Source organism: Mesorhizobium muleiense (assembly GCF_900099905.1).
Classification (GTDB): Bacteria; Pseudomonadota; Alphaproteobacteria; order Rhizobiales; family Rhizobiaceae; genus Mesorhizobium; species Mesorhizobium muleiense.
This window is the reverse complement of sequence record NZ_FNEE01000004.1, coordinates 128146-147682: the sequence shown is the minus strand read 5'-3', so window position 1 is coordinate 147682 and position 19537 is coordinate 128146. Positions and strand designations below refer to the sequence as shown.

Sequence of the window (19537 nt, the reverse complement as noted above, 5' to 3'; positions counted from 1 at the left end):
TTGGATCAACAGACCGACGTTCGGGAGATGCTCTGTGCCCCGGATCGGCTTCGCGGCAAACAATACACGGGCAAGGAGTCGAGTCCAGCCATGGAAGCCGGTTTTGCCGGCGGCGTTTTCGCGAAAAACGCGGCGCGAAACCACCTCCTGCAACTTAAGTCTAACGCCGTTTCCGTGGCCCATGCGACATGCCGAACTTGTCATGGCAAAGCGCCGTCGGATCGCCTATTTTAAAGGCAGAACAATCCTTGCACTGAATGGACCCGGATCAAAAATGCAGCAGCCGCTAGTCGCCATATCGACCGACGTCCGCCAGTTCGACAACTACACCTGGCATGCCGCTCCGCAGCAATATCTGGAGGCGGCACTTTCGGCGGCCGGCGTGTTCCCGGTGCTGGTGCCGTCCTTCGGCGACCGGCTCGATTTCGATGAACTGCTGTCATCGGTCGACGGCGTCATGGTCACCGGCTCGAAGTCCAATGTGCATCCCTCACTCTACGGCGGCGATGCCAGCGAGGCCAACGGCCCCTACGATCCGGCCCGCGACGCCACGACGCTGCCGCTGATCCGCAAGGCAGTGGAGCGCGGAGTGCCGCTGCTCGCCATCTGCCGCGGCATCCAGGAGATGAATGTGGCGCTGGGCGGCACGCTGGCCACAGAAATCCAGGAGCGCGAGGGATCGCTGGACCATCGCGCACCGGCGAGCGACAATCAGGACGAACGCTTCGCCATCCGCCAGACCATTTCGATCAAGCCCGGAAGCTGCCTCGCCGGCGTGTTCGGGGCAGGCGACATCATGGTCAATTCGGTGCACCGCCAGGCCATCGACCGGCTCGGCCCGAAGCTGCAGATAGAGGCGGTCGCCAGCGACGGCACGGTCGAGGCGGTTTCGGTGCGCGACGCCCGCGCTTTCGCCGTCGGCGTCCAGTGGCATCCCGAATACTGGGTCAAGTCGGACAGCGTCTCAGCAAGGATATTTCGCGCCTTTGGCGACGCGGTGCGCCTGCACGCCGCGACGAAATCCGGCGCGCGGGCCGCCGCGGAATAGTTCGTCGGACGTCAACGTCAATCGCTTTTGGCCGCCAGCGACAGCAGCGGCAGGGCTGGTGCGTAGGATTCATAGCCGTCGCCGTCGGCGACGCCGAAAGTGACGATCGGGTCGATGCCGTTCGCGCTGAAGGTGACGGTGCCGTCATCCTGCTCACGCCAGAATTTCGCGCGCTCGATGCCGGGCAAGACCTGGCGGCAATTCGCAGTGACCGTCAACAGCGACAGGCCGTCCGCAACCTCAGTGCCGCGCTTGACCGCGCAGGACGCTTCGTCACCATTGGCCACCAGCCGGTAGTCGCCGGGCGACTGCGCTGACTCGTCGGCTGTGCGGCCTTCGCTTCCGCCGCTGTAAAACAGCTGAATGCTGCCGAACAGCGCGACCGCTGCTATCAATGCAGCAAGTGCTTTCATCTGCGTCCTCCAATTGTTTGGCGATAGATGAAGAATGGTTTCAAAGCGTTAAGCCATCGTTAATCGTTAACAAATAGGAAAGCGTGCCGCTCAGCTGCGCGCCTTGACCTTTTCCGTTTCCGGCACCGGCGTCATCGCCCTCCCTTCCGAAAACCAGGAAATCAGATTGTCGACGCACAGATCGGCCATGGCGCGGCGGGTATGTTCCGAAGCCGAGCCGACATGCGGCAAAAGCGAGGTGTTGGGGGCGGCGAGCAGCGCCGGCGGCACGTTCGGCTCGTCGGCGAAGACGTCGAGCCCGGCAGCGGCGATGGTGCCGCCGGCAAGCGCCGCCGCAAGAGCTGCCTCGTCCACCGTGCTGCCGCGACCGATGTTGACGAAGACGCCATTCGGGCCGAGCGCCGACAGGATCTCGGCGTTGACCGCCTTTTCCGTCGAGGCGCCGCCGGGCGCCACCGAGATCAGCGTGTCGACCGCCTCGGCAAGGCCTTTCAGCGTGCCGTGGTATTCGTAGGGCAAGCCTTCGACCTGGCGCCGGTTGTGATAGGCGATCGGCAGCCCAAAGGCCTCTAGCCGGCGCGCAATGGCGAGACCGATGCGGCCCATGCCGAAAATACCGACACGACGGCCGCGCAAGGTCAGCCGACTTAGCGGATAGTTGCCATTGCGTGCCCAACTGCCGTCGCGCAGCCAGGTCTCGGCGCGCGGCAGCTCACGGACGGTGTTGATCAAAAGCCCGATCGCCGTATCGGCGACCTCCTCGGTCAGCACATCCGGCGTGTTGGTGACCATGACGCCGCGCTGCGCTGCGTGACGGGCATCGACCGAATCATAGCCGACGCCGAAATTGGCGATGATCTCGAGATTCGGCAGCGCGTCGATGAGGGCTGCGTTGATCCCGCCAAAGGCGGCAATGCCGCGCACCGTCCGGCGCATCTCGTCGGTGACCAGCGACGCATCCGGCCGTTCGATCCAGGCGCGGCTGAACGTCCGGTCGATGCGGCCTACCGCGTGGTCGTTGAATTGGCCCGGCACCAGAATGGCGACTGCTTGCTGCTGTTCGGCTTTTGTCATGCACGTTCCACTGGTTTGCCGGTCGACTGGCGCACATGCAGTTCCGGCTTGATCAGTTCCTGCGACGGCCGCACCATCTGCCCATTGAGCTTGTCGAGCAGCGCGCTCGCGGCGCGGCGGCCGACTTCACGCTGGCCATTCCACACGGTGGTCAGCGCCGGCGTCGCGATCGCCGCTTCCTCGAGATCGTCATAGCCGGTCACGGATATGTCAATGCCCGGCACCAGCCCGGCGCGTGCAATGCCGTTCATCAGGCCGATGGCGACGAGGTCGTTCCAGCAGCAGGCCGCGGTCGGCTTGTCCTTCAGCGCCAGGAACTGCCCGGCGGCCTCGAAGCCAGCCTGTTTGGTGCGCGGGCCGGGGATGCGCCAGGACGGCCTGACCTCCAGCCCTGCCGCCTCCATGGCGTTGAGATAGCCCTGGTAGCGGTCGCGGCCGGTCGAGGTCTGGTCGGTGCCGCCGATCATGGCGATGCGTTTATGGCCGAGCGAGATCAGATGGTTGGTGGCTAGCCCGGTGCCATAGGCATCGTCGCCACGAAACACCGGCACGTCAGCGCCTTCGACGGTGCGTGCGATCAGCACCGCCGGCAGGCCGTTTTCCTCGGCCATGAAGATGTCTTCGGGCGGCGTGCCGATGGCCGGCGACATGATGACGCCGTCGGCGCCAAGCTGCAGAAGCGTGTCTATGAAGGTGCGCTGCTTTTCGAGCTGGTCGTAATGGTTCGACAGGATGAAGGTCTGCCGGCTGCGGTCGAGCTCGCTTTCGATCGAGCGCAGGATCTCGGCGAAGAAGGGATTCATGATGTCGTGGACGACGACGCCGACGATGCCCGAACGCGAGGTGCGCAAGCTGGCGGCGCGGCGATTGTAGATATAGCCGATGGTGCGGGCATGTTCCTTGATGCGGTCGCGGGTGTTTCCAGCAACCAGCGGGCTGTCGCGCAGGGCCAGCGAGACCGTGGCCGTGGACACACCGAGCGCATCCGCGATCGTCGAAAGCTTGATCTTCTGTGCCAGCGCCTTGCGCTCCCCCGACGATCCAGAGCTAATCCATGATCTCCAGCGAAAACCGGATGCCCGTTTTCGGGATCATGGTCTAAACAGTTTAAACGCGGCCTTATGCCACCCTTCCGAAACAAATCAAAGTTTTTTTGCCAGCGCATCCACCTCGACGTCGAGGGCACCGCGGTTGCGCACGCGAAGCCGGTGCTCGCGATGAACGATATAAAAGCCGCTGGCGACGATGACGAGCACCGAGGACACCGAGCGTCAACAGGATGAACCAGTGTCGATATGCATCAGGGATGCATGCGGGCACCCTTGGTGATCTTGTCGACAAGCTTCCTTTCGGCGCGCAGCGCGATTCCGACGACCTTGGCATCGTCGGGTGCGAACTCGGCAAAGACGGCGCGGTTCGCCGCGTCGTGGCCGGTCGAAACATTTCGTCGACGTAGAGCGAGGTCGTCACACCGCGCTCCAGCGCCCGCCGGTGGATCGCACTGAGCGTCGAGCGATCGGCCGAAAGCACGATGATCGGCTGGATCGAGAGCGGATTATAGATATTGCCGGCGCGGTCGCGATAGGGTTCGCCGATGATGTCGCTATACTGCGCGACGATGCCGCTGGTCAGGAACGCGGTTACGTTGAGCTTTTGCCAGACGGGAAGGTTATCCTGCAGCACGATTGCAAATTTCGTGTCGAACATGAGACATTTGCCATTCGAGGTTTGTGAATGAAGTGATGTCACACGGTCTAGATGGCGAGGCCTTTCAGGGTCTTGGACGTTTGTGCGTTGACGCGGCTGAGAACTGCGTCATCTCGGCGCCCGATTGCGTCGGAATGGAGCGTATCGAGGCCCGGTTCCACGGCAGCGCCTTCGATCTCCATCGTCACGATACCTACGCCATCGGCGTGACGCTGCATGGCGTCCAGACTTTCCGGTATCGCGGCGCGACGCATCACAGCCTGCCCGGCCAGATTATCGTGCTCCATCCCGACGAATTGCACGATGGCGGCGCCGGCACTGAAGACGGTTTGCGTTACAGGATACTTTATCTGGAGCCGTCCATCGTGCTGGACTGCCTCGATCAGACAGGCGCATCGCTGCCTTTCGTCAGGAATGCCGTGGTGACGGATCCTGTTTTCCGCACGCGGCTGCTTTCGGCGCTGGGGCCGTTGGACGAGAAGCTGGACGATCTGTTTGTCGCCGACTTCGTTGCGCAATTGATGCAAAGCCTGGCACGGCATTCAGGCCGGCCGGCGAAACCGATCCCAAGGACAGCGTGGCGGGCTGTCAGCCTGGCACGCGACTATCTGGAAGAAAATGTTTTCCGTACCGTCCGTTCCGACGAGCTGGAGGCGATCACCGGGCTCGATCGCTACGCCCTATCGCGGCATTTCCGTGCCGCTTTCTCCACCAGTCCGCACCGCTTTCTCTTGATGCGCCGGCTTCAACGAGCACGCCGCATGATCGAGGCGAGCGAGTCATTGGCGCAGATCGCAATAGCGGCCGGTTTCAACGACCAAAGTCATTTCAGCAGGCACTTCAAGAAGGCGTTCGGTGTCACGCCGGGCCGCTGGTCGGCATTGGTGCATGGATCGTCAGCAGCCGCTGCCTGATGGCGTCAGCCGCGGATCATTCGTCGGCGTCGATCTCGTCATCGACGAGAACCATCTCTCCGTTCGAGAGGTTCGCCTCAACGCGGGCGAGCAGCTTGAACAGCGCCTTCTGGTCCTTTTTATCGAGCCCCTTCAGCGCCTGCTTCTCGGTCTTCTTCACCGATTTCTCGATGGCATGAATGATTTCGCGGCCAGTGTCGGTCAGAAAGATATGGGCCTGGCGGGCATCGGCGGAAGAAGCGCGTTTTTCCAGAAAGCCTTGCGCCTGCAGCCGGTTGATGGTCTTGGTGATGGTCGGCGGGCGAACACCGAGGCGACCGGCAAGATTGCCGGGCGTCTGCCCGTCCTCACGGTCGAGCGCCAGCATGATCTGGTCCTGGCCGGCATAGAAGCCGTGCGCCAAAAGCCGCGCGGCGAGTGCCGTACGCGCCAGCCGCGCCGCCGAATGCAGCCGGCTCATTGTCGCAGTCTTGTCCGCCTTGGCCATGGCTATCCCTCTTCGGCCGAACCGGTGTGGACAGCATAGAGGCAGCCGCCCGGTTGGCAATGGACGATCAAAAAAGATCCGGCTTTGCAAAACAGCTTTGCCGGCAAGCAATGCGGTGTCCGCCGAGGCTAATGCCAGATGTTTATTTCAGTTAGATGACAAACGACTTTTCAGCTGAGGTGGACGGGTTCGGCAGGAGCGCCGCACACCCGATGCGGGATTCTAATCAGCCTTTCACCGCGACGATCATCAGGGCCTGGTAGGCGTCCGCCACCTCACGCAGCGCCACCTGCGAAAGCGGCCCGGCGCGCCGCGCGATACCGTCTCTGGCGTTCGACGTATCCCGCTTGCCGGAGCGGTCGGTGTAGGGCGCGACAGTAGTGAATATCTGTTCGCTCAGGCCGTCGGGGAAAAACAGCTGGCCGGTCATCACCGAATTGTCGTTGGGGAAGACTTTGAAATGGATGTGGGTGGTGCGGCCGCGATACCAGCCGGGATAGATGGTGGCGAACGAGACGATGCCGCTGTCATCGGTCTTTTGCCAACCGCGCAGAAAACTCTGGCCTGACGTATCGACATCCTGGCCGTCGCCTTGTCCCGGATAGCCTGAATAATGGCCTTGCGCGTCGCAATGCCAGATATCGACCCGCGCGCCGGCAAGCGGCCGGCAGCCTGCGTCGATGACCTGCAGCCGCAGATTGAGGGCAATGCCCGCTTTGCCTTCGGTGATATCGGCGCGTTCGAGCTTCGGGTCGAAATAGAACGGGCCCTCGGTCGCTTCCGGTGTGATGGCGCAGACGCCGGCGCCGCTGTCGAACAGGGCAAGGCCGGCATAGGGCGAGGCCTGCTGCGCCAGCGCGATGCCCGGCAGAAAGACACCGCCGCTCGCGCTAACGGCAATGAGGCCAAGCGCCTGGCGCCGGCTCAACGGCAAGGAGGACGGTTTGTCGGACATCCGGCGCCTCTTTTTGGTTTCTGTCGAGCAAGCTGGCTTGGTCTTATCTAGGCAGTGAGACCCGCCAACGCCAATGAAACCCGGCATGTTGGGAAAGCCCGGCAATGTTGGCGACCTGTTTGGCCCATCGGTTGCCACGTGCAAAAGCACAGCGTGCATCCTATCATCCTATATTGAGCCAACAATCCTTTTCGAGGCCCAACATGAGCGATGCACAGACGACGCAGATCCCCGTAACCGTTCTCACCGGCTATCTTGGCGCCGGCAAGACGACGCTGCTAAACCGCATCCTTTCGGAAAACCACGGCAAGCGCTACGCCGTCATCGTCAATGAGTTCGGTGAGATCGGCATCGACAACGAGCTGATCGTGGAATCCGACGAGGAAATCTACGAGATGAACAATGGTTGCGTCTGCTGCACGGTGCGCGGCGACCTGATCCGCGTCGTCGAGGGCTTGATGCGCCGGCCAGGCCGCTTCGACGCCATCGTGATCGAGACGACCGGCCTCGCCGATCCGGTGCCGGTGGCGCAGACCTTCTTCATGGACGACGACGTGCGCTCCAAGACCAGGCTTGACGCGGTGGTGGCGCTGGTCGACGCCAAGCACCTGCCGTTGCGGCTGAAGGATTCCCGCGAAGCCGAGGACCAGATCGCCTTTGCCGATGTCGTCGTGCTCAACAAGACCGATCTCGTCACGCCGGAGGAACTGAGCAAGGTCGAGGCGACGATCCGCGCGATCAACCCGGCGGCCCGGATCCATCGCACCACGCGCGCCGGCGTGGCGCTGTCCGAGGTGCTCGACCGCGGCGCCTTCGACCTTTCCCGGGCGCTGGAGAACGATCCGCATTTCCTCGAGGCGCGCGACGACCACGACCATCATGACCATGACCATCATGACCATGATCATCACGATCATGACGGGCATCATCACCATGATCACGCGCACCCGTCCGATATCCATGACGTGACGGTGCAGTCGGTGTCTCTGCGGGGCGGCGAGATGGACCCGAAAAAATTCTTCCCCTGGATCGAGAAGATCACCCAGATGGAAGGCCCTAACATCCTGCGTCTGAAAGGGATCATCGCGCTTAAAGGCGATGACGAGCGCTACGTCATTCAGGGCGTGCACATGATCATCGAGGGCGACCACCAGCGCGCCTGGAAGGACGGCGAGAAGCACGAGAGCCGGCTGGTCTTCATCGGCCGCGAGCTCGACGCCGAGCGGCTGAAGAAGAGTTTTGATGCCTGCCAGGCGGCTTGATTTTCGGGCCTTATAACGCTAGCGCTGCACGTTCTCTCCTTCTCCCCTTGTGGGAGAAGGTGGCCGAGCGAAGCTCGGTCGGATGAGGGGTGTTCCAGCTTGGCAACGACGGCACTCCGTCCAGCACCCCTCAACCGTCTTGGCGCTGCGCGCCAATCCACCTTCTCCCACAACAAGGAGAGAAGGCAAGCTGCACCTATCCGCGCTGGCGGCTCCCCCGCGGAGGTAGACGACCAGCGGAAATCTCGAACGGAATCTCCCATGCCGACCGTCGCCCCGCTTGATCTCCAGGGACATTGCATCGCCGCCGTTTTCCTTGGCGACGTGCCGCATTTCGCACTGGCCGACGGCACAATCCATCGGCTGGACCATGGCCACAAGACGGCGCAGGCCAATGACGGGCTGCTCGCCGCCTGCCACGATGCGGCCAACGACCGGCTGATCACCGGCGGCGAGGACGGCAGGATTTTTTCTGTTACCGCCGGCGGCAATGCGGCAGAATTGGCAAGCGCCGGGAAGAAATGGATCACCAGCGTCGCCGCCGGACCACAAGGCGCCGTCGCCTATGCCTCGGGCAAGATCGCCTTCGTGCGTTTCTCCGACGGCAAGACCAAGGAATTCCTGCATCCGCGTTCGGTCGAGGGGCTGGCGTTCTCGCCCAAGGGGATGCGCTTCGGCGTCGCCCGCTACAATGGCGCGACGCTGCATTTCCCGGCGGCGAACGGCAAGCCGGTCGAGCTGGAATGGGCCGGCGCCCATACCGGCATCACCTTCTCGCCGGATGGCGCCTTCCTCGTCACCACCATGCAGGAGAACGCGCTGCATGGCTGGAAGCTCGCCGATGGCAAGCACATGCGGATGAGCGGCTATCCCGGCAAAGTCAAAAGCCTGTCATGGGCGCCCAAGGGAAAATGGCTGGCCAGTTCCGGAGCCCCGGCGGCGATCGTCTGGCCGTTTTCGGGCAAGGACGGGCCGATGGGCAAGGCGCCGCTGGAACTCGGCACGCGCGGCAACGCCATGGTGACCTCGGTCGCCTGCCATCCGAGCCAGGATGTCGTCGCCGTCGGCTATGACGACGGCATGGTGATGGCGGTGCGTTTCGCGGACGCCAAGGAGGTGCTTCTGCGCCGACCGGGCAAGGGCGCCATTACCTCGATGATGTGGGACAAGGAGGAACGCCGCGTCGCCTTCGGCAGCGCCGCCGGCGACTGCGGCGTCATCGATATTTCGGCCTAGGGCCGTAGGGGAGTAGGGGAGTAGGGGAGTAGGGGAGTAGGGGATGGGGGAGTAGGGGAGTAGGGGAGTAGGGGAGTAGGAAAAGAAAAAAGGAAGCGGCGCGCCAGCGCAACCACTGACACCTTCTCCCTGCCCTACTGCCCTACTGCCCTACTGCCCTACTGCCCTACTGCCCTATTCCCCTATTCCCCTATTCCCCTATTCCCCTATTCCCCTATTCCCCTATTCCCCTATGAGAGGGCATTCATGCATACAATCGACCATTCAAAGATGGCGATCGGTGGCATCAGCACTGCTCGCATCGCGGATCTGCGCGAGACCGAGGCCGAAGCCTTCCGCAAGGCAAGGCCGAAATCGGCAGCCAAGGTCGGCAACGGCCTGCCGGGTTTCTTCGGCGGCGTGCCGATGCACTGGATGAACGACTGGCCGACGCCGTTCCCGATAATGGTCGACAGCGCCAGAGGCGCCACTATCACTGACATCGACGGCAATCGGCTCGATGATTTCTGCCTCGGCGACACCGGCTCGATGTTCGGCCACTCGCCGCCGCCGGTCGCCCACGCCATCCGTAGGCAGGCCGGACGCGGCCTGACCTACATGCTGCCTTCGGAAGATGCACTCGCCATCGGCCCGCTGCTGCAACAGCACTTCGGCCTGCCGTTCTGGCAGATTGCGACAACGGCGACCGATGCCAACCGCTTCGCGCTGCGCGTCGCCCGCGCCATCACCGGCCGGGGCAAGATCCTGGTCTTCAACGGCTGCTATCACGGCTCGGTCGACGAGACGATGGTGCGCCTGGTCGACGGCAGACCGGCCAACCGGCCAGGACTGGCCGGCGAATTCCGCGACCTGACCCGGGCGACCGATGTCGTCGAGTTCAACGATGTGCCGGCGCTTGAGACAGCACTCAGGGACCAGCAAATCGCCTGTGTCGTCACCGAGCCGGTGCTGACCAATTCCTGCATGGTGCTGCCCGATCCCGGCTTCCACAACGCGCTGCGGCGTCTCACCCGCGCCGCTGGCACCCTGCTTCTGATCGACGAGACGCACACGATCTCGACCGGTCCCGGCGGCTACACCAGGAAACACGGCCTGGAGCCGGACCTGTTCGTGCTCGGCAAGCCAATCGCCGGCGGCGTGCCAGCCAGCGTCTGGGGCATGAGCGATGGCGTCGCCACCCGCTATGCCGACTATGTCAGGACCAAGGAACCAGGCTATTCCGGCATGGGCACGACGCTCTCGGCCAATCCGCTGCAGTTCGCAGCGATGCGCGCCACGCTCGAAGAGGTGATGACCGACGAGAACTATAGCCATATGGACCATCTGGCGCGGCGGCTCGACGCCGGGCTGACCGCCGTCATCGACCGTTACCGCCTGCCTTGGCATGTTGCCCGAGTCGGCGCCCGCGTCGAGTTCATCTGCGCACCCGGCCCGCTGAGGAATGGCGGCGAGGCGGAAGCAGCGCACGCACCGGCGCTCGAAGCGGCTGTCCATGTCGCGCTGGTCAATCGCGGCGTGCTGATCGCGCCGTTCCACAACATGATGCTGATCTCGCCGGCGACCAGCGCTGCCCAGGTGAACCGCCTGATCACCGCCTTCGGCGCGGTTGCGGCAAGGCTCGCGGCATGAGACAAGCTTGCACATGAGAGAAGCGCACAAGCAAACTTTGAACGCCATCATCGCCTCCCCTTCGGGCTCGACGCCCGCAGAGGCGCAAACCTTTCTCGACGCCCATCCCGAGATCGAAGCGTTCGACATCGTGCTGACCGATGCCAATGGCGTCGGGCGTGGCAAGATCGTGCGCCGGCACGAGTTGATGAGCATTTTCGAGGGCGGCAGGCATATGCCGATCTCGATCCTCGGCCTCGACATCACCGGCGAGGACGTGCACGAGACCGGACTGATCTGGACGACGGGCGACGGCGACCTGCGGGCATGGCCGATCCCCGGCACGCTGGTGCCGCTGTTCGGCACACAGCCGCCGCGCGGCCAGGTGCTGATGGCGATGTACCATCTCGATGGTCAGCCGATGTCCTCCGACCCGCGCCTGGCGCTGGGCCGGCAGGTGGAGATACTGGCGGCCAAGGGCCTGCATCCGGCCGGCGCCTTCGAGCTCGAATTCTTCCTGCTCGCCAACGAGCGCGACGCCGACGGCAAGGTGCAGCCGGCGCATGCGGTGCTCGACGGCCGCCGCTCGACCAAGACAGAGGTCTATTCCGTCGACCATCTGCACGGCATGGAGCCGCTGTTTTCCGACATCTATGCCGCGGCCAGGGTGCAAGGCATCCCGGCCGAGACGGTCATTTCCGAATATGCGCCCGGCCAGTACGAACTGACGCTTAACTATCGCAAGGACGTAATGCGGGCCGCCGACGACCTCGTCATGCTGAAGCGGCTGGTGCGGGCGCAGGCGCGCCGCCACGGCGTCACTGCCTGCTTCATGGCCAAGCCGATCGAGAAATACGCCGGCTCCGGCATGCATTTCCATGTCTCGCTGCAGGACAAGGCCGGCAACAACGTCTTTGCCGAAGCCAGCGGCGAGACCTGGTCCTTGCCGCTGCTGCGCGGACTGGGCGGCCTCATCCAGACCATGGCCGAATCGATGCTGGTGTTTGCACCGCACGCCAATTCATGGCGGCGTTTCGTTTCGCAATCCTATGCACCGGTGGCGCCGACCTGGGGCGTCAACAACCGCTCGGTGGCATTGCGCGTGCCGGCTGGCGACGCGAAAAACCGGCGCATCGAGCACCGGCCGTCGGGCGTCGACGCCAACCCCTATCTGGTGGCGGCAACCGTGCTGGCCGGTATCGTCAAGGGTCTCGATGAGGGCCTCGATCCAGGCCCCGAAACCACCGGCAATGGCTACGAATCAGCAATCACGCGCACCACCATGCCGGTGGACTGGCGTGCCGCTATCGAGGCGGCAAGGGCCTCGACATTCCTCAAAGCGGCGCTGGGGGAAGACCTGCACCGAACATTCGTGGCGATCAAGCAATCCGAATATCTGCGGGTGGCGCGCACGGTCAGCGAACTGGATTATCATCTCTATCTGCACGAGGTGTGAGGCATCGCATCGTCGGTCATTCGCCCAGCGAAAGCCGGGTCCCGGCTATTTGAAGGAACCTTTCTGGGGCTTCGCTCATTCCGCATCTGATCGCAGCAGCGGGCAAGGCCGCATCAGCCATGATCGCCAGGATGCAGACAAATTCTCCACACCGCGCCAAGGTGCAGGCAAGACGCTGGCCCAAGCCTGAATTGCCTGAGACGGCAGAAGGCGATGGCGCAAGCACCATTCCCGAACTCAGCGAAGTGGCGAAGGCATGTCGCCGCTGCCCGCTGTGGCGCAACGCAACGCAGACCGTGTTCGGCGAAGGGCCTGACAAGGCCAAGGTGGTTTTCGTCGGTGAACAGCCAGGCGACCAGGAGGATCTGGCCGGCAAACCTTTCGTCGGTCCGGCGGGAAAAGTCTTCGACGCCATCCTCGACGATGCCGGCGTCGACCGGCTGAAAGTCTATGTCACCAATGCGGTCAAGCATTTCAAGTTCGAGCCGCGCGGCAAGCGGCGCATCCACTCGAAGCCGAATACCGGCGAGGTGCAGGCCTGCCGCTGGTGGCTCGACAAGGAGCTCGATCTGATCAAGCCCAATCTGGCGGTGGCGCTCGGCGCAACGGCGGCGCAGTCGCTGCTCGGCAAGGTCGTGCCAATCATGAAGATGCGCGGCGCGGTCGTGGAGCGGGACGATGGCTTGCCTGTGTTCGTCACCATCCACCCGTCCTTCATCCTGCGTATTCGCGAGCCGGCGGACAAGCAGGCCGAACGCGAGCGGTTCCTGCAGGACATGAAGGCAGTGAAAAAGCTGATGGCCGCCTGACCCCTATCTGATCAGGATTGCCCTCAAATCATTGACGTTCGTTCCGGTCGGGCCGGGCACGAAGAGATCGCCGACGGCGTTGAATGCCGTCCAGGCATTGTTGCCGGCAAGCATCGCCTTGGCATCGACGCCTGCCGCCCGCATCCGCGACACCGTCGAGCCGTCGGCAAAGGCGCCGGCATTGTCCTGCGAACCGTCGATGCCATCGGTGTCAGCGGCCAGTGCATGGGCGCCCTCCATGCCGCTGATGCCGATGGCGAAGGCAAGCAGAAACTCGGTGTTACGACCGCCCTTGCCCTTCGCCCGCACGGTCACCGTCGTCTCGCCGCCTGATAGAATCAGCACGGGCTTCGGGAAAGGCCGGTTGCGCGTCGCGACTTCACGGGCGATTGCCGCATGGACACCCCCAACTTCGCGCGCTTCGCCCTCGATGGAATCGGAGAGGATGGCCGCCTCGATGCCATGGCGCCTGGCTTCGGCCGCAGCCGCTTCCAGCGAGACGCCGGCCGAGGCGATCAGATGCACTTCGTTGCGCGAAAAACGCGGATCATCGACGCGCGGCGCATCGGCGGCCGGCGAATTGATATGCGCCATCACGGCAGCCGGCAGTTTCATGCCATAGGCGGCGATCGATGCCAGCGCCTCTTGACGGTTGCCGGAATCGGGAACGGTCGGGCCGGAAGCGACCAGCGCCGGATTGTCGCCGGGAATGTCGGAGACGACCAGCGACACCAGCTTTGCCGGATAGGCAGCTGCCGCCAGCCTGCCGCCCTTGATGGTGGAAACATGCTTGCGGATGGTGTTCATGGCGGCGATCGGAGCGCCGGAGGCGAGCAGCGCCTCGTTGACGGCGATCTCGTCAGCCAGCGTCAGACCTTCGGCGGGCGCCGGCAGCAGCGCCGAGCCGCCGCCTGAGATGAGCGCCACGACCAGATCGTCCGCGGTCAGCCCCTGCACCTTTTCGAGCAGCCGGCGCGACGCTTGGAGTCCGGCGGCATCCGGCACCGGATGCGCCGCCTCGATGATCTCGATGCGCTGGCAGGTCGCGCCATAGCCGTAGCGGGTGACGACCAGCCCTTCGATCGGCCCGTCCCACACTTTTTCGAACGCCGCCGCCATCTGCGCCGAGCCTTTTCCTGCACCAATGACGATGGTGCGCCCCTTCGGCATTGCCGGCAGATGATCCCTGATCGTCCTCTGCGGATCGGCGGCGGCAACGGCGGCATTGAAGATGGCGGCGAGGAAGGATTTGGGATCGAGTGCGGTCATTTTGCTTCCGGCGGCAGTGCCAGCTGGCGCCCGTCGACGCCGAGGTGGCTGCACAGCGCATCGACGACGACGCCGTGATCCTCACGCTCCGGCAGGCCCGAGACCGCGATCACACCGATGACGCCGGCACCTTTGACCGTTATGGGAAAGCCACCACCGGCCAGCACATAGTCTGATATGTCGAGCCCCTCGCCCGGCTTGAAGCTGCGGTCGGGACGCTGCTGCTCCAGCACCATGCGGTAGGTGCTTTTCAGGAACCGCTGCACCACGTTGATCTTGCGCCGCGCCCAATCCGGATTGGAGGCGTTCGAGCCCGGCATTGCCGCGTAAAACAGCGGCCGGTCGAAGGTCCTGATGTCGACGATGATCGGCAAGCCCTGGGCCAGTGCCCGGTCGCGGATCGTCGAGCCGATCTTGAAGGCGACAGCTTCATCGAAGACCGAGAAGACAAGCTCGGCTTCCTGTTTCTGGATCAGAGCGATATCGTCCGCAACGGCCATGTCATTCCCCTATCAACGTCGCGGCACCCTTTGACCGATGGCTGCCGCTGGGTCAAGCGGGACTTGTGGGATAGCTAAACCGCCATATCGGTCTTCATCGCCCGCCCGGCGACGTAGACCTCGCGCACGGCGCGGTCGTCGCCCAGCGTCTGCAGCAGAAACAGCTCCTCCGCCAGCGTGTCCGCCGTCTCCATCCGCAGCCGCATGGCCGGCGTGGCGCGGGCATCGAGGACGACGATGTCGGCATCGCTGCCTTGGTCGAGCGTGCCGATCTTTTCCACGATCGACAGCGCCTCGGCATTGCCGCGGGTGAGCTGCCAGAACGACTGGAACGGATTGAGCTTCTCGCCGTTCAGCGCGATCACCTTGTAGCCCTCATCCATGGTGCGCAGCATCGAGTAATTGGTGCCGCCGCCGATATCGGTGGCGGTGGCGATGCGGAGTGGTTTTTCGCGGCGGCGGTAACGCTGATAATCGAACAGGCCCGAGCCGAGGAACAGGTTCGAGGTCGGACAGAACACGGCGACCGAGCCCGTGTCCGAAAGCGCATCCGCCTCGCGTTCCGAAAGATGGATGCAGTGGCCGAACAGGCTTTTGCGCCCGAGCAGCCCATAGCGCTCGTAAACATCGGTATAGTCGCGTGCCTGCGGATAGAGTTGCAGCGTAAAGGCGATCTCGGCGTGGTTTTCCGACAGATGCGTCTGCATGTGCAGATCAGGATATTCGCGGCAGAGCGCGCCCGCCATTTCCAACTGTTCGGGCGAGGAGGTGATGGCGAAGCGCGGCGTGATGGCATAGTGCTGGCGCCCCTTGCCATGCCACTCCTTAATCAGCGTCTTGCTGTCGTCATAGGCCGACTGCGCTGTGTCGAGCACGCCCTCCGGCGCGTTTCGGTCCATCATCACCTTGCCGGCGATGTTGAGCATGTTGCGGTCATGCGACTCGGCGAAGAACGCCTCGGCCGATTCCTTGTGGACCGAGCAATAGGCGGCGACTGTCGTCGTGCCATGATGCACCATCTCGTCGAGGAACAGCCTGGCGATGCGGCGGCCATGCTGGGCGTTCTGGAATTTGGTTTCCTCGGGAAAGGTGTACGTGTTCAGCCAGTCGAGCAGCTCGGCGCCGTAGGAGGCGATAACCTGCATCTGCGGAAAATGCGCATGCGCGTCGATGAAACCAGGCAGCAGCAAATGCGGGCGGTGGTCGATCTTTTTTACGCCTTCATCAGCCTTTTTCTCGACGTCGGCATATGCGTCTGCGGCAACGATCCTGCCGTCGCGGAGCAGCAGGCCGCCGTCATCCTCGTAGCGCCAGGCGGAATGGTCGTCGACGGTCTCAGGCCAGCGCAGAAAGGACAGCGTGCGGCCGCGCAGGAGTGTGCTGGTCATGCCTATTTCCCCGCCTCCTCGAACCATGCCACCAGCAGCGCCCGCTCCTTGTCGGTGATATGGGTGACGTTGGCGGGCGGCATCGCGTGGCTGCGGCCGGCCTGCAGGTAGATCTCGCGGGCCTGCCCGGCGATACCGGCGTCCGTGTCGAGCATCACACCTTTCGGCGCGTGATAGATGCCCTCGTAGGACGGCTCCTGCGCATGGCACATCGAGCAACGGCCAAGCACCGTATCGCGCACTGCGGGAAAATGCGCCGAGGCGATATAGACCTGTGCCGTCGAGGACGCCTTGACTTCGCCGGTCAGCACTTTCGGCGCGGTTGACAGCCAGATGATGACGACGAACAGGACGGCGGCCGCCAGCCAGATCCAGGTCGGGTTGCCCTTGCGCGCATGCATGGTGTTGAAATAGTGCCGGATCAGCACGCCGATGATGAAAACCAACGAGGCGATCACCCAGTTGAACCGGGTAGCAAACGCCAGCGGGTAGTGGTTCGACAGCATCAGGAAGAGAACGGGCAGCGTCAGGTAATTGTTGTGCAGCGAGCGCTGCTTGGCGATCTTGCCGTATTTCGGATCTGGCTTCCTGCCGGCGATCAGGTCGGCGACGACGATCTTCTGGTTCGGAATGATGACCATGAAGACATTGGCCGACATGATCGTCGCGGTGATGGCGCCAAGATGCAGGAAAGCGGCGCGGCCGGTGAACAGATGGGTAAGACCCCAGGCGATGAACACCAGCACGCCATAGAGCACCAGCATCAGGCCGGTGTCGCTCCTGCCAAGCGGCGAACGGCATAAGAGATCGTAGACCACCCAGCCGACGCCGATCGTCGCCAGCGACAGCAAGATGCCTGTAGGCACCGACATGGCAAGCACGTTGGGATCGATCAGGAAGAGGTCCGCGCCGGCATAGTAGACGACGCACAGCATGGCAAAGCCCGACAGCCAGGTAGTGTAGGATTCCCATTTGAACCAGGTCAGGTGCTCAGGCATTTCGGTCGGCGCCACGAGATATTTCTGGATGTGGTAGAAGCCGCCGCCATGCACCTGCCATTCTTCGCCGAAGGCGCCGACAGGCATGCCCGGACGCTGGCGCAAGCCGAGATCGAGCGCGACGAAATAGAAGGACGAGCCGATCCAGGCTATGCTGGTGACGACATGCAGCCAGCGCACGGCGAAACTCAGCCAGTCCCAGAAAATCGCAAAATCGATCATTGAAAAGTCGTCCCTGCCGATTGGGTGACTTTACGGACTGGAGCGCAAACGGAAAGGGCCGAGCGGCACGATGACTTTCAAAAAAAAATGGAAAATACTACAGCGCCGCGCGTCCCTTGGACGCGCAAAGGACGCTGTAGAACTTTTATCTGGTGCATGATCCTTTCCGAAAATCGATTCCGATTTTTCGGGGTCATGCACTAGGGTTATCCCTGCGCAGCCGCATGAGAGCCCCAAAGCCGCATGGCCTATCTCGACAACATCTCCGTCTTCGTTCGCGTCGTCGAGCTCGGCAATCTGTCGGCGGCGGGGCGCGACATGCGCATTTCGCCAGCGGTCGCCTCCAACCGCATCAAGGAGCTCGAAAAACATCTCGGTGTCAGGCTGTTCAATCGCACGACGCGGCAATTGATGCCGACCGAGCACGGCACGGTGTTCTACTCCGGCGCCAAGCAGGTGCTTGAGGCGGTCACCGAGGCGGAAGCCGCTGTCAGCGCTTTGTCCGGCCAGCCGCGTGGCACCATCAAGGTGACAGCGCCGCTTGGCCTCGGCCGGCGGCTGGTGGCGTCGGGAATCCCCGATTTCCACGACAAATATCCTGACATCGAGGTTCGGCTGAGGCTTTCGGACCACAATGTCGACATCATGAAGGAAGGCATCGACGTCGCGTTCAGACTGGGTATCATCGAGGATTCCAGCCTGAGAATGCGCGGCATCATGGAGTGCGAGCGGGTGCTGGTGGCGGCGCCGAAATATCTGGAGACGCGCGGCGAACCGACCGAGCCGCAGGAACTGATCGCCAGCAAACACGACTGTTTGATGCTGCGCTACGCCGGCGCGCGCGAATATGTGTGGACGCTGCAGACGGCCGACGGTCCGCGGAAATTCGAGGTGCACGGACCCTATGACACCGACGATGGCGACGTGCTGACCGGCTGGGCGCTGTCGGGCCGCGGCATCATCAACAAGCCGCGCTTCGAGGTCGAGCCGTTCATCCGCGACCGGCGTCTGAAGGTGATCCTGCCCGACACGCCACCGACGCCGGTGCAGTTCGCCGCCGTCTACCCGCACAAGAAGCTGCAGGACCCGAAGGTGCGGCTGCTGCTCGATTTCATGGCCGAGCGCTGCCAACGGCTGATCAAGGAAATTCTGGCCGGCAAATGAGCGTTGCTCGAATTCTGGCCGTCAGCCGGCCATTGCCTTGCCACGAGAGACGGGGTGCGGCGCGGCTCGCGCGCCAGCATGGGCGGCCAGTGCCGTCATGATCTCGGCCGCCGCCAAGGCCGCAATGACTTGCGGACGCTTGTCCTTGACCGCATCGCCGCCGATCGGCGAGACGAGGCCGGCAAATTGCGCCTCGCTGCCGTCCGCCGCCTTCAGGAACCAGTTCCTGAATGTCGCCTTCTTGGTCTTCGAGCCGATCATGCCGACATAGGCGGCATCCCGGCGTTTCAGTGCCTCGGCGACGATCAGGAAATCCAGTGCGTGGTCGTGAGTGAGAACGACGAATGCGGCGCCAGCCGAAGCCTTGCGCACCATCGCCTCGGGCATTGGCGTCAGGCTGGTTTCGACCGTGTCCGGCATGCCCTCCAGCGCCCCGGCCCGCGTCTCGACAACGACGACACGGACCGGCAGCAAGGCCACCGCCGAGGCCAGCGCCTGGCCGACATGGCCGCCGCCGAAGATGTAGACATGCGGCAGCTGCGCCTGCTCGGCGTCCGCCGCCGCGACCAGCTCTTGCGCCAACGCCGTGTCGACCAGCCGGATCAGCACCTCGACCCTGCCGCCGCAGCACTGCCCGATCTCGGGCCCGAGCGGGACATCGAGGGTAGCACGGATATCCCTCCCCCTTGAGGGGAGGGTGGCGGCGAAGCCGTCGGGTGGGGTCGCCGCGGCAGTGCTCGACGCTCTGGCGGTGCCTTCTGAGACGACCCCCTCTGGCCGCTCCGCGGCCATCTCCCCCTCAAGGGGGGAGAAAAGCAGCTGCCGTGCCTTATCGATCGCGATGAATTCGAGCTGGCCGCCGCCGATCGTGCCAAAAATCGCCGCGCCCGAGACGAGCATGAAGGCGCCCTTCTCGCGGGGCGTCGAGCCTTTGGTGCCAGCCACCTCGACCAGGGCAACCCGCCCGGCGCCGCCAAGAAATGCTTTCAGGCTTTGCACTTTCGAGGTCATGTTTTTGCTTTCCCTA

At 63.5% G+C, this 19537-nt stretch carries 18 protein-coding genes and 2 pseudogenes; 8 read left to right on the top strand and 12 right to left on the bottom strand.

From position 1 onward, the window contains the following. The first annotated feature begins 274 nt into the window (after positions 1–274). A complete protein-coding gene (locus BLT09_RS10310; protein ID WP_091592977.1) occupies positions 275–1048 on the top strand; it encodes a gamma-glutamyl-gamma-aminobutyrate hydrolase family protein in 774 nt (257 codons plus the stop codon). A gap of 17 nt (positions 1049–1065) precedes the next feature. Here the strand turns inward: BLT09_RS10310 and BLT09_RS10305 are convergent, their stop codons facing one another. From BLT09_RS10305 to BLT09_RS10290, 5 genes and pseudogenes are all read right to left on the bottom strand, one after another. Then, a complete protein-coding gene (locus tag BLT09_RS10305; RefSeq protein WP_091592705.1) occupies positions 1066–1461 on the bottom strand; it encodes a hypothetical protein in 396 nt (131 codons plus the stop codon). A gap of 90 nt (positions 1462–1551) precedes the next feature. Continuing rightward, positions 1552–2535: a 2-hydroxyacid dehydrogenase gene (locus tag BLT09_RS10300; RefSeq protein WP_091592703.1), complete on the bottom strand. Its 984-nt coding sequence runs from the start codon at positions 2533–2535 to the stop codon at positions 1552–1554. Then, positions 2532–3554, bottom strand: coding sequence for a LacI family DNA-binding transcriptional regulator (locus tag BLT09_RS10295; protein WP_091592701.1), 1023 nt, complete (start codon positions 3552–3554; stop codon positions 2532–2534). The genes BLT09_RS10300 and BLT09_RS10295 overlap by 4 nt, the downstream gene beginning before the upstream one ends. Before the next feature lie 123 nt (positions 3555–3677). Next, positions 3678–3785, bottom strand: a pseudogene (locus BLT09_RS34880) (EamA/RhaT family transporter); the annotation flags it as partial. A gap of 50 nt (positions 3786–3835) precedes the next feature. Continuing rightward, positions 3836–4242, bottom strand: a pseudogene (locus BLT09_RS10290) (DUF2000 family protein). 35 nt (positions 4243–4277) lie between these two features. On the opposite strand from BLT09_RS10290, the gene BLT09_RS10285 reads away from it, so the two are divergent. Beyond that, positions 4278–5156 carry an AraC family transcriptional regulator gene (locus BLT09_RS10285; RefSeq protein ID WP_091592699.1) on the top strand — a complete coding sequence of 293 codons (879 nt, stop codon included), beginning with the start codon at positions 4278–4280 and terminating at the stop codon, positions 5154–5156. Between the two features lie 16 nt (positions 5157–5172). On the opposite strand, the gene BLT09_RS10280 is transcribed toward BLT09_RS10285, so the two are convergent. Both BLT09_RS10280 and BLT09_RS10275 read right to left on the bottom strand, forming a co-directional pair. Further along, on the bottom strand, positions 5173–5643 hold the full coding sequence (locus BLT09_RS10280; RefSeq protein ID WP_023796815.1) for a MarR family winged helix-turn-helix transcriptional regulator: 471 nt from the start codon (positions 5641–5643) through the stop codon (positions 5173–5175). Between the two features lie 226 nt (positions 5644–5869). Continuing rightward, positions 5870–6598, bottom strand: coding sequence for an intradiol ring-cleavage dioxygenase (locus BLT09_RS10275; RefSeq protein WP_091592697.1), 729 nt, complete (start codon positions 6596–6598; stop codon positions 5870–5872). A 203-nt stretch (positions 6599–6801) separates the two neighbouring features. On the opposite strand from BLT09_RS10275, the gene BLT09_RS10270 reads away from it, so the two are divergent. The 5 genes from BLT09_RS10270 to BLT09_RS10250 all read left to right on the top strand — a co-directional run bounded on the left by BLT09_RS10270 (position 6802) and on the right by BLT09_RS10250 (position 12969). Further along, positions 6802–7860 carry a CobW family GTP-binding protein gene (locus tag BLT09_RS10270; RefSeq protein WP_091592696.1) on the top strand — a complete coding sequence of 353 codons (1059 nt, stop codon included), beginning with the start codon at positions 6802–6804 and terminating at the stop codon, positions 7858–7860. Between the two features lie 261 nt (positions 7861–8121). Further along, positions 8122–9096, top strand: coding sequence for a WD40 repeat domain-containing protein (locus BLT09_RS10265; RefSeq protein WP_091592694.1), 975 nt, complete (start codon positions 8122–8124; stop codon positions 9094–9096). Between the two features lie 246 nt (positions 9097–9342). Beyond that, on the top strand, positions 9343–10725 hold the full coding sequence (locus tag BLT09_RS10260) for an aspartate aminotransferase family protein (protein WP_091592692.1): 1383 nt from the start codon (positions 9343–9345) through the stop codon (positions 10723–10725). Positions 10726–10738: 13 nt separating this feature from the next. Further along, a complete protein-coding gene (locus BLT09_RS10255; RefSeq protein WP_091592691.1) occupies positions 10739–12160 on the top strand; it encodes a glutamine synthetase family protein in 1422 nt (473 codons plus the stop codon). Positions 12161–12237: 77 nt separating this feature from the next. Further along, positions 12238–12969 (top strand): UdgX family uracil-DNA binding protein, encoded by a 732-nt coding sequence (locus BLT09_RS10250; protein WP_425284460.1) that lies wholly within the window; start codon positions 12238–12240, stop codon positions 12967–12969. 3 nt (positions 12970–12972) lie between these two features. Here BLT09_RS10250 and BLT09_RS10245 read toward each other — a convergent pair whose 3' ends face one another. From BLT09_RS10245 to BLT09_RS10230, 4 genes are all read right to left on the bottom strand, one after another. Continuing rightward, positions 12973–14238: a glycerate kinase type-2 family protein gene (locus BLT09_RS10245; RefSeq protein WP_091592687.1), complete on the bottom strand. Its 1266-nt coding sequence runs from the start codon at positions 14236–14238 to the stop codon at positions 12973–12975. Further along, positions 14235–14738 (bottom strand): heme-degrading domain-containing protein, encoded by a 504-nt coding sequence (locus BLT09_RS10240; protein WP_091592685.1) that lies wholly within the window; start codon positions 14736–14738, stop codon positions 14235–14237. Before BLT09_RS10240 ends, BLT09_RS10245 begins: the two co-directional genes overlap by 4 nt. A 74-nt stretch (positions 14739–14812) precedes the next feature. Next, entirely contained in the window at positions 14813–16126 is a 1314-nt protein-coding gene (gene guaD, locus BLT09_RS10235; protein WP_091592683.1) for a guanine deaminase, read from the bottom strand. Positions 16127–16128: 2 nt separating this feature from the next. Continuing rightward, positions 16129–17346: a urate hydroxylase PuuD gene (locus tag BLT09_RS10230; protein ID WP_091592681.1), complete on the bottom strand. Its 1218-nt coding sequence runs from the start codon at positions 17344–17346 to the stop codon at positions 16129–16131. A 243-nt stretch (positions 17347–17589) separates the two neighbouring features. Here BLT09_RS10230 and BLT09_RS10225 point away from each other — a divergent pair, with 243 nt between their 5' ends. Beyond that, a complete protein-coding gene (locus BLT09_RS10225; protein ID WP_023796825.1) occupies positions 17590–18510 on the top strand; it encodes a LysR family transcriptional regulator in 921 nt (306 codons plus the stop codon). Between the two features lie 21 nt (positions 18511–18531). Here the strand turns inward: BLT09_RS10225 and xdhC are convergent, their stop codons facing one another. Further along, complete coding sequence (gene xdhC / locus BLT09_RS10220; RefSeq protein ID WP_091592976.1) at positions 18532–19521, bottom strand: xanthine dehydrogenase accessory protein XdhC; 990 nt, start codon at positions 19519–19521, stop codon at positions 18532–18534. Positions 19522–19537: the final 16 nt, after the last annotated feature.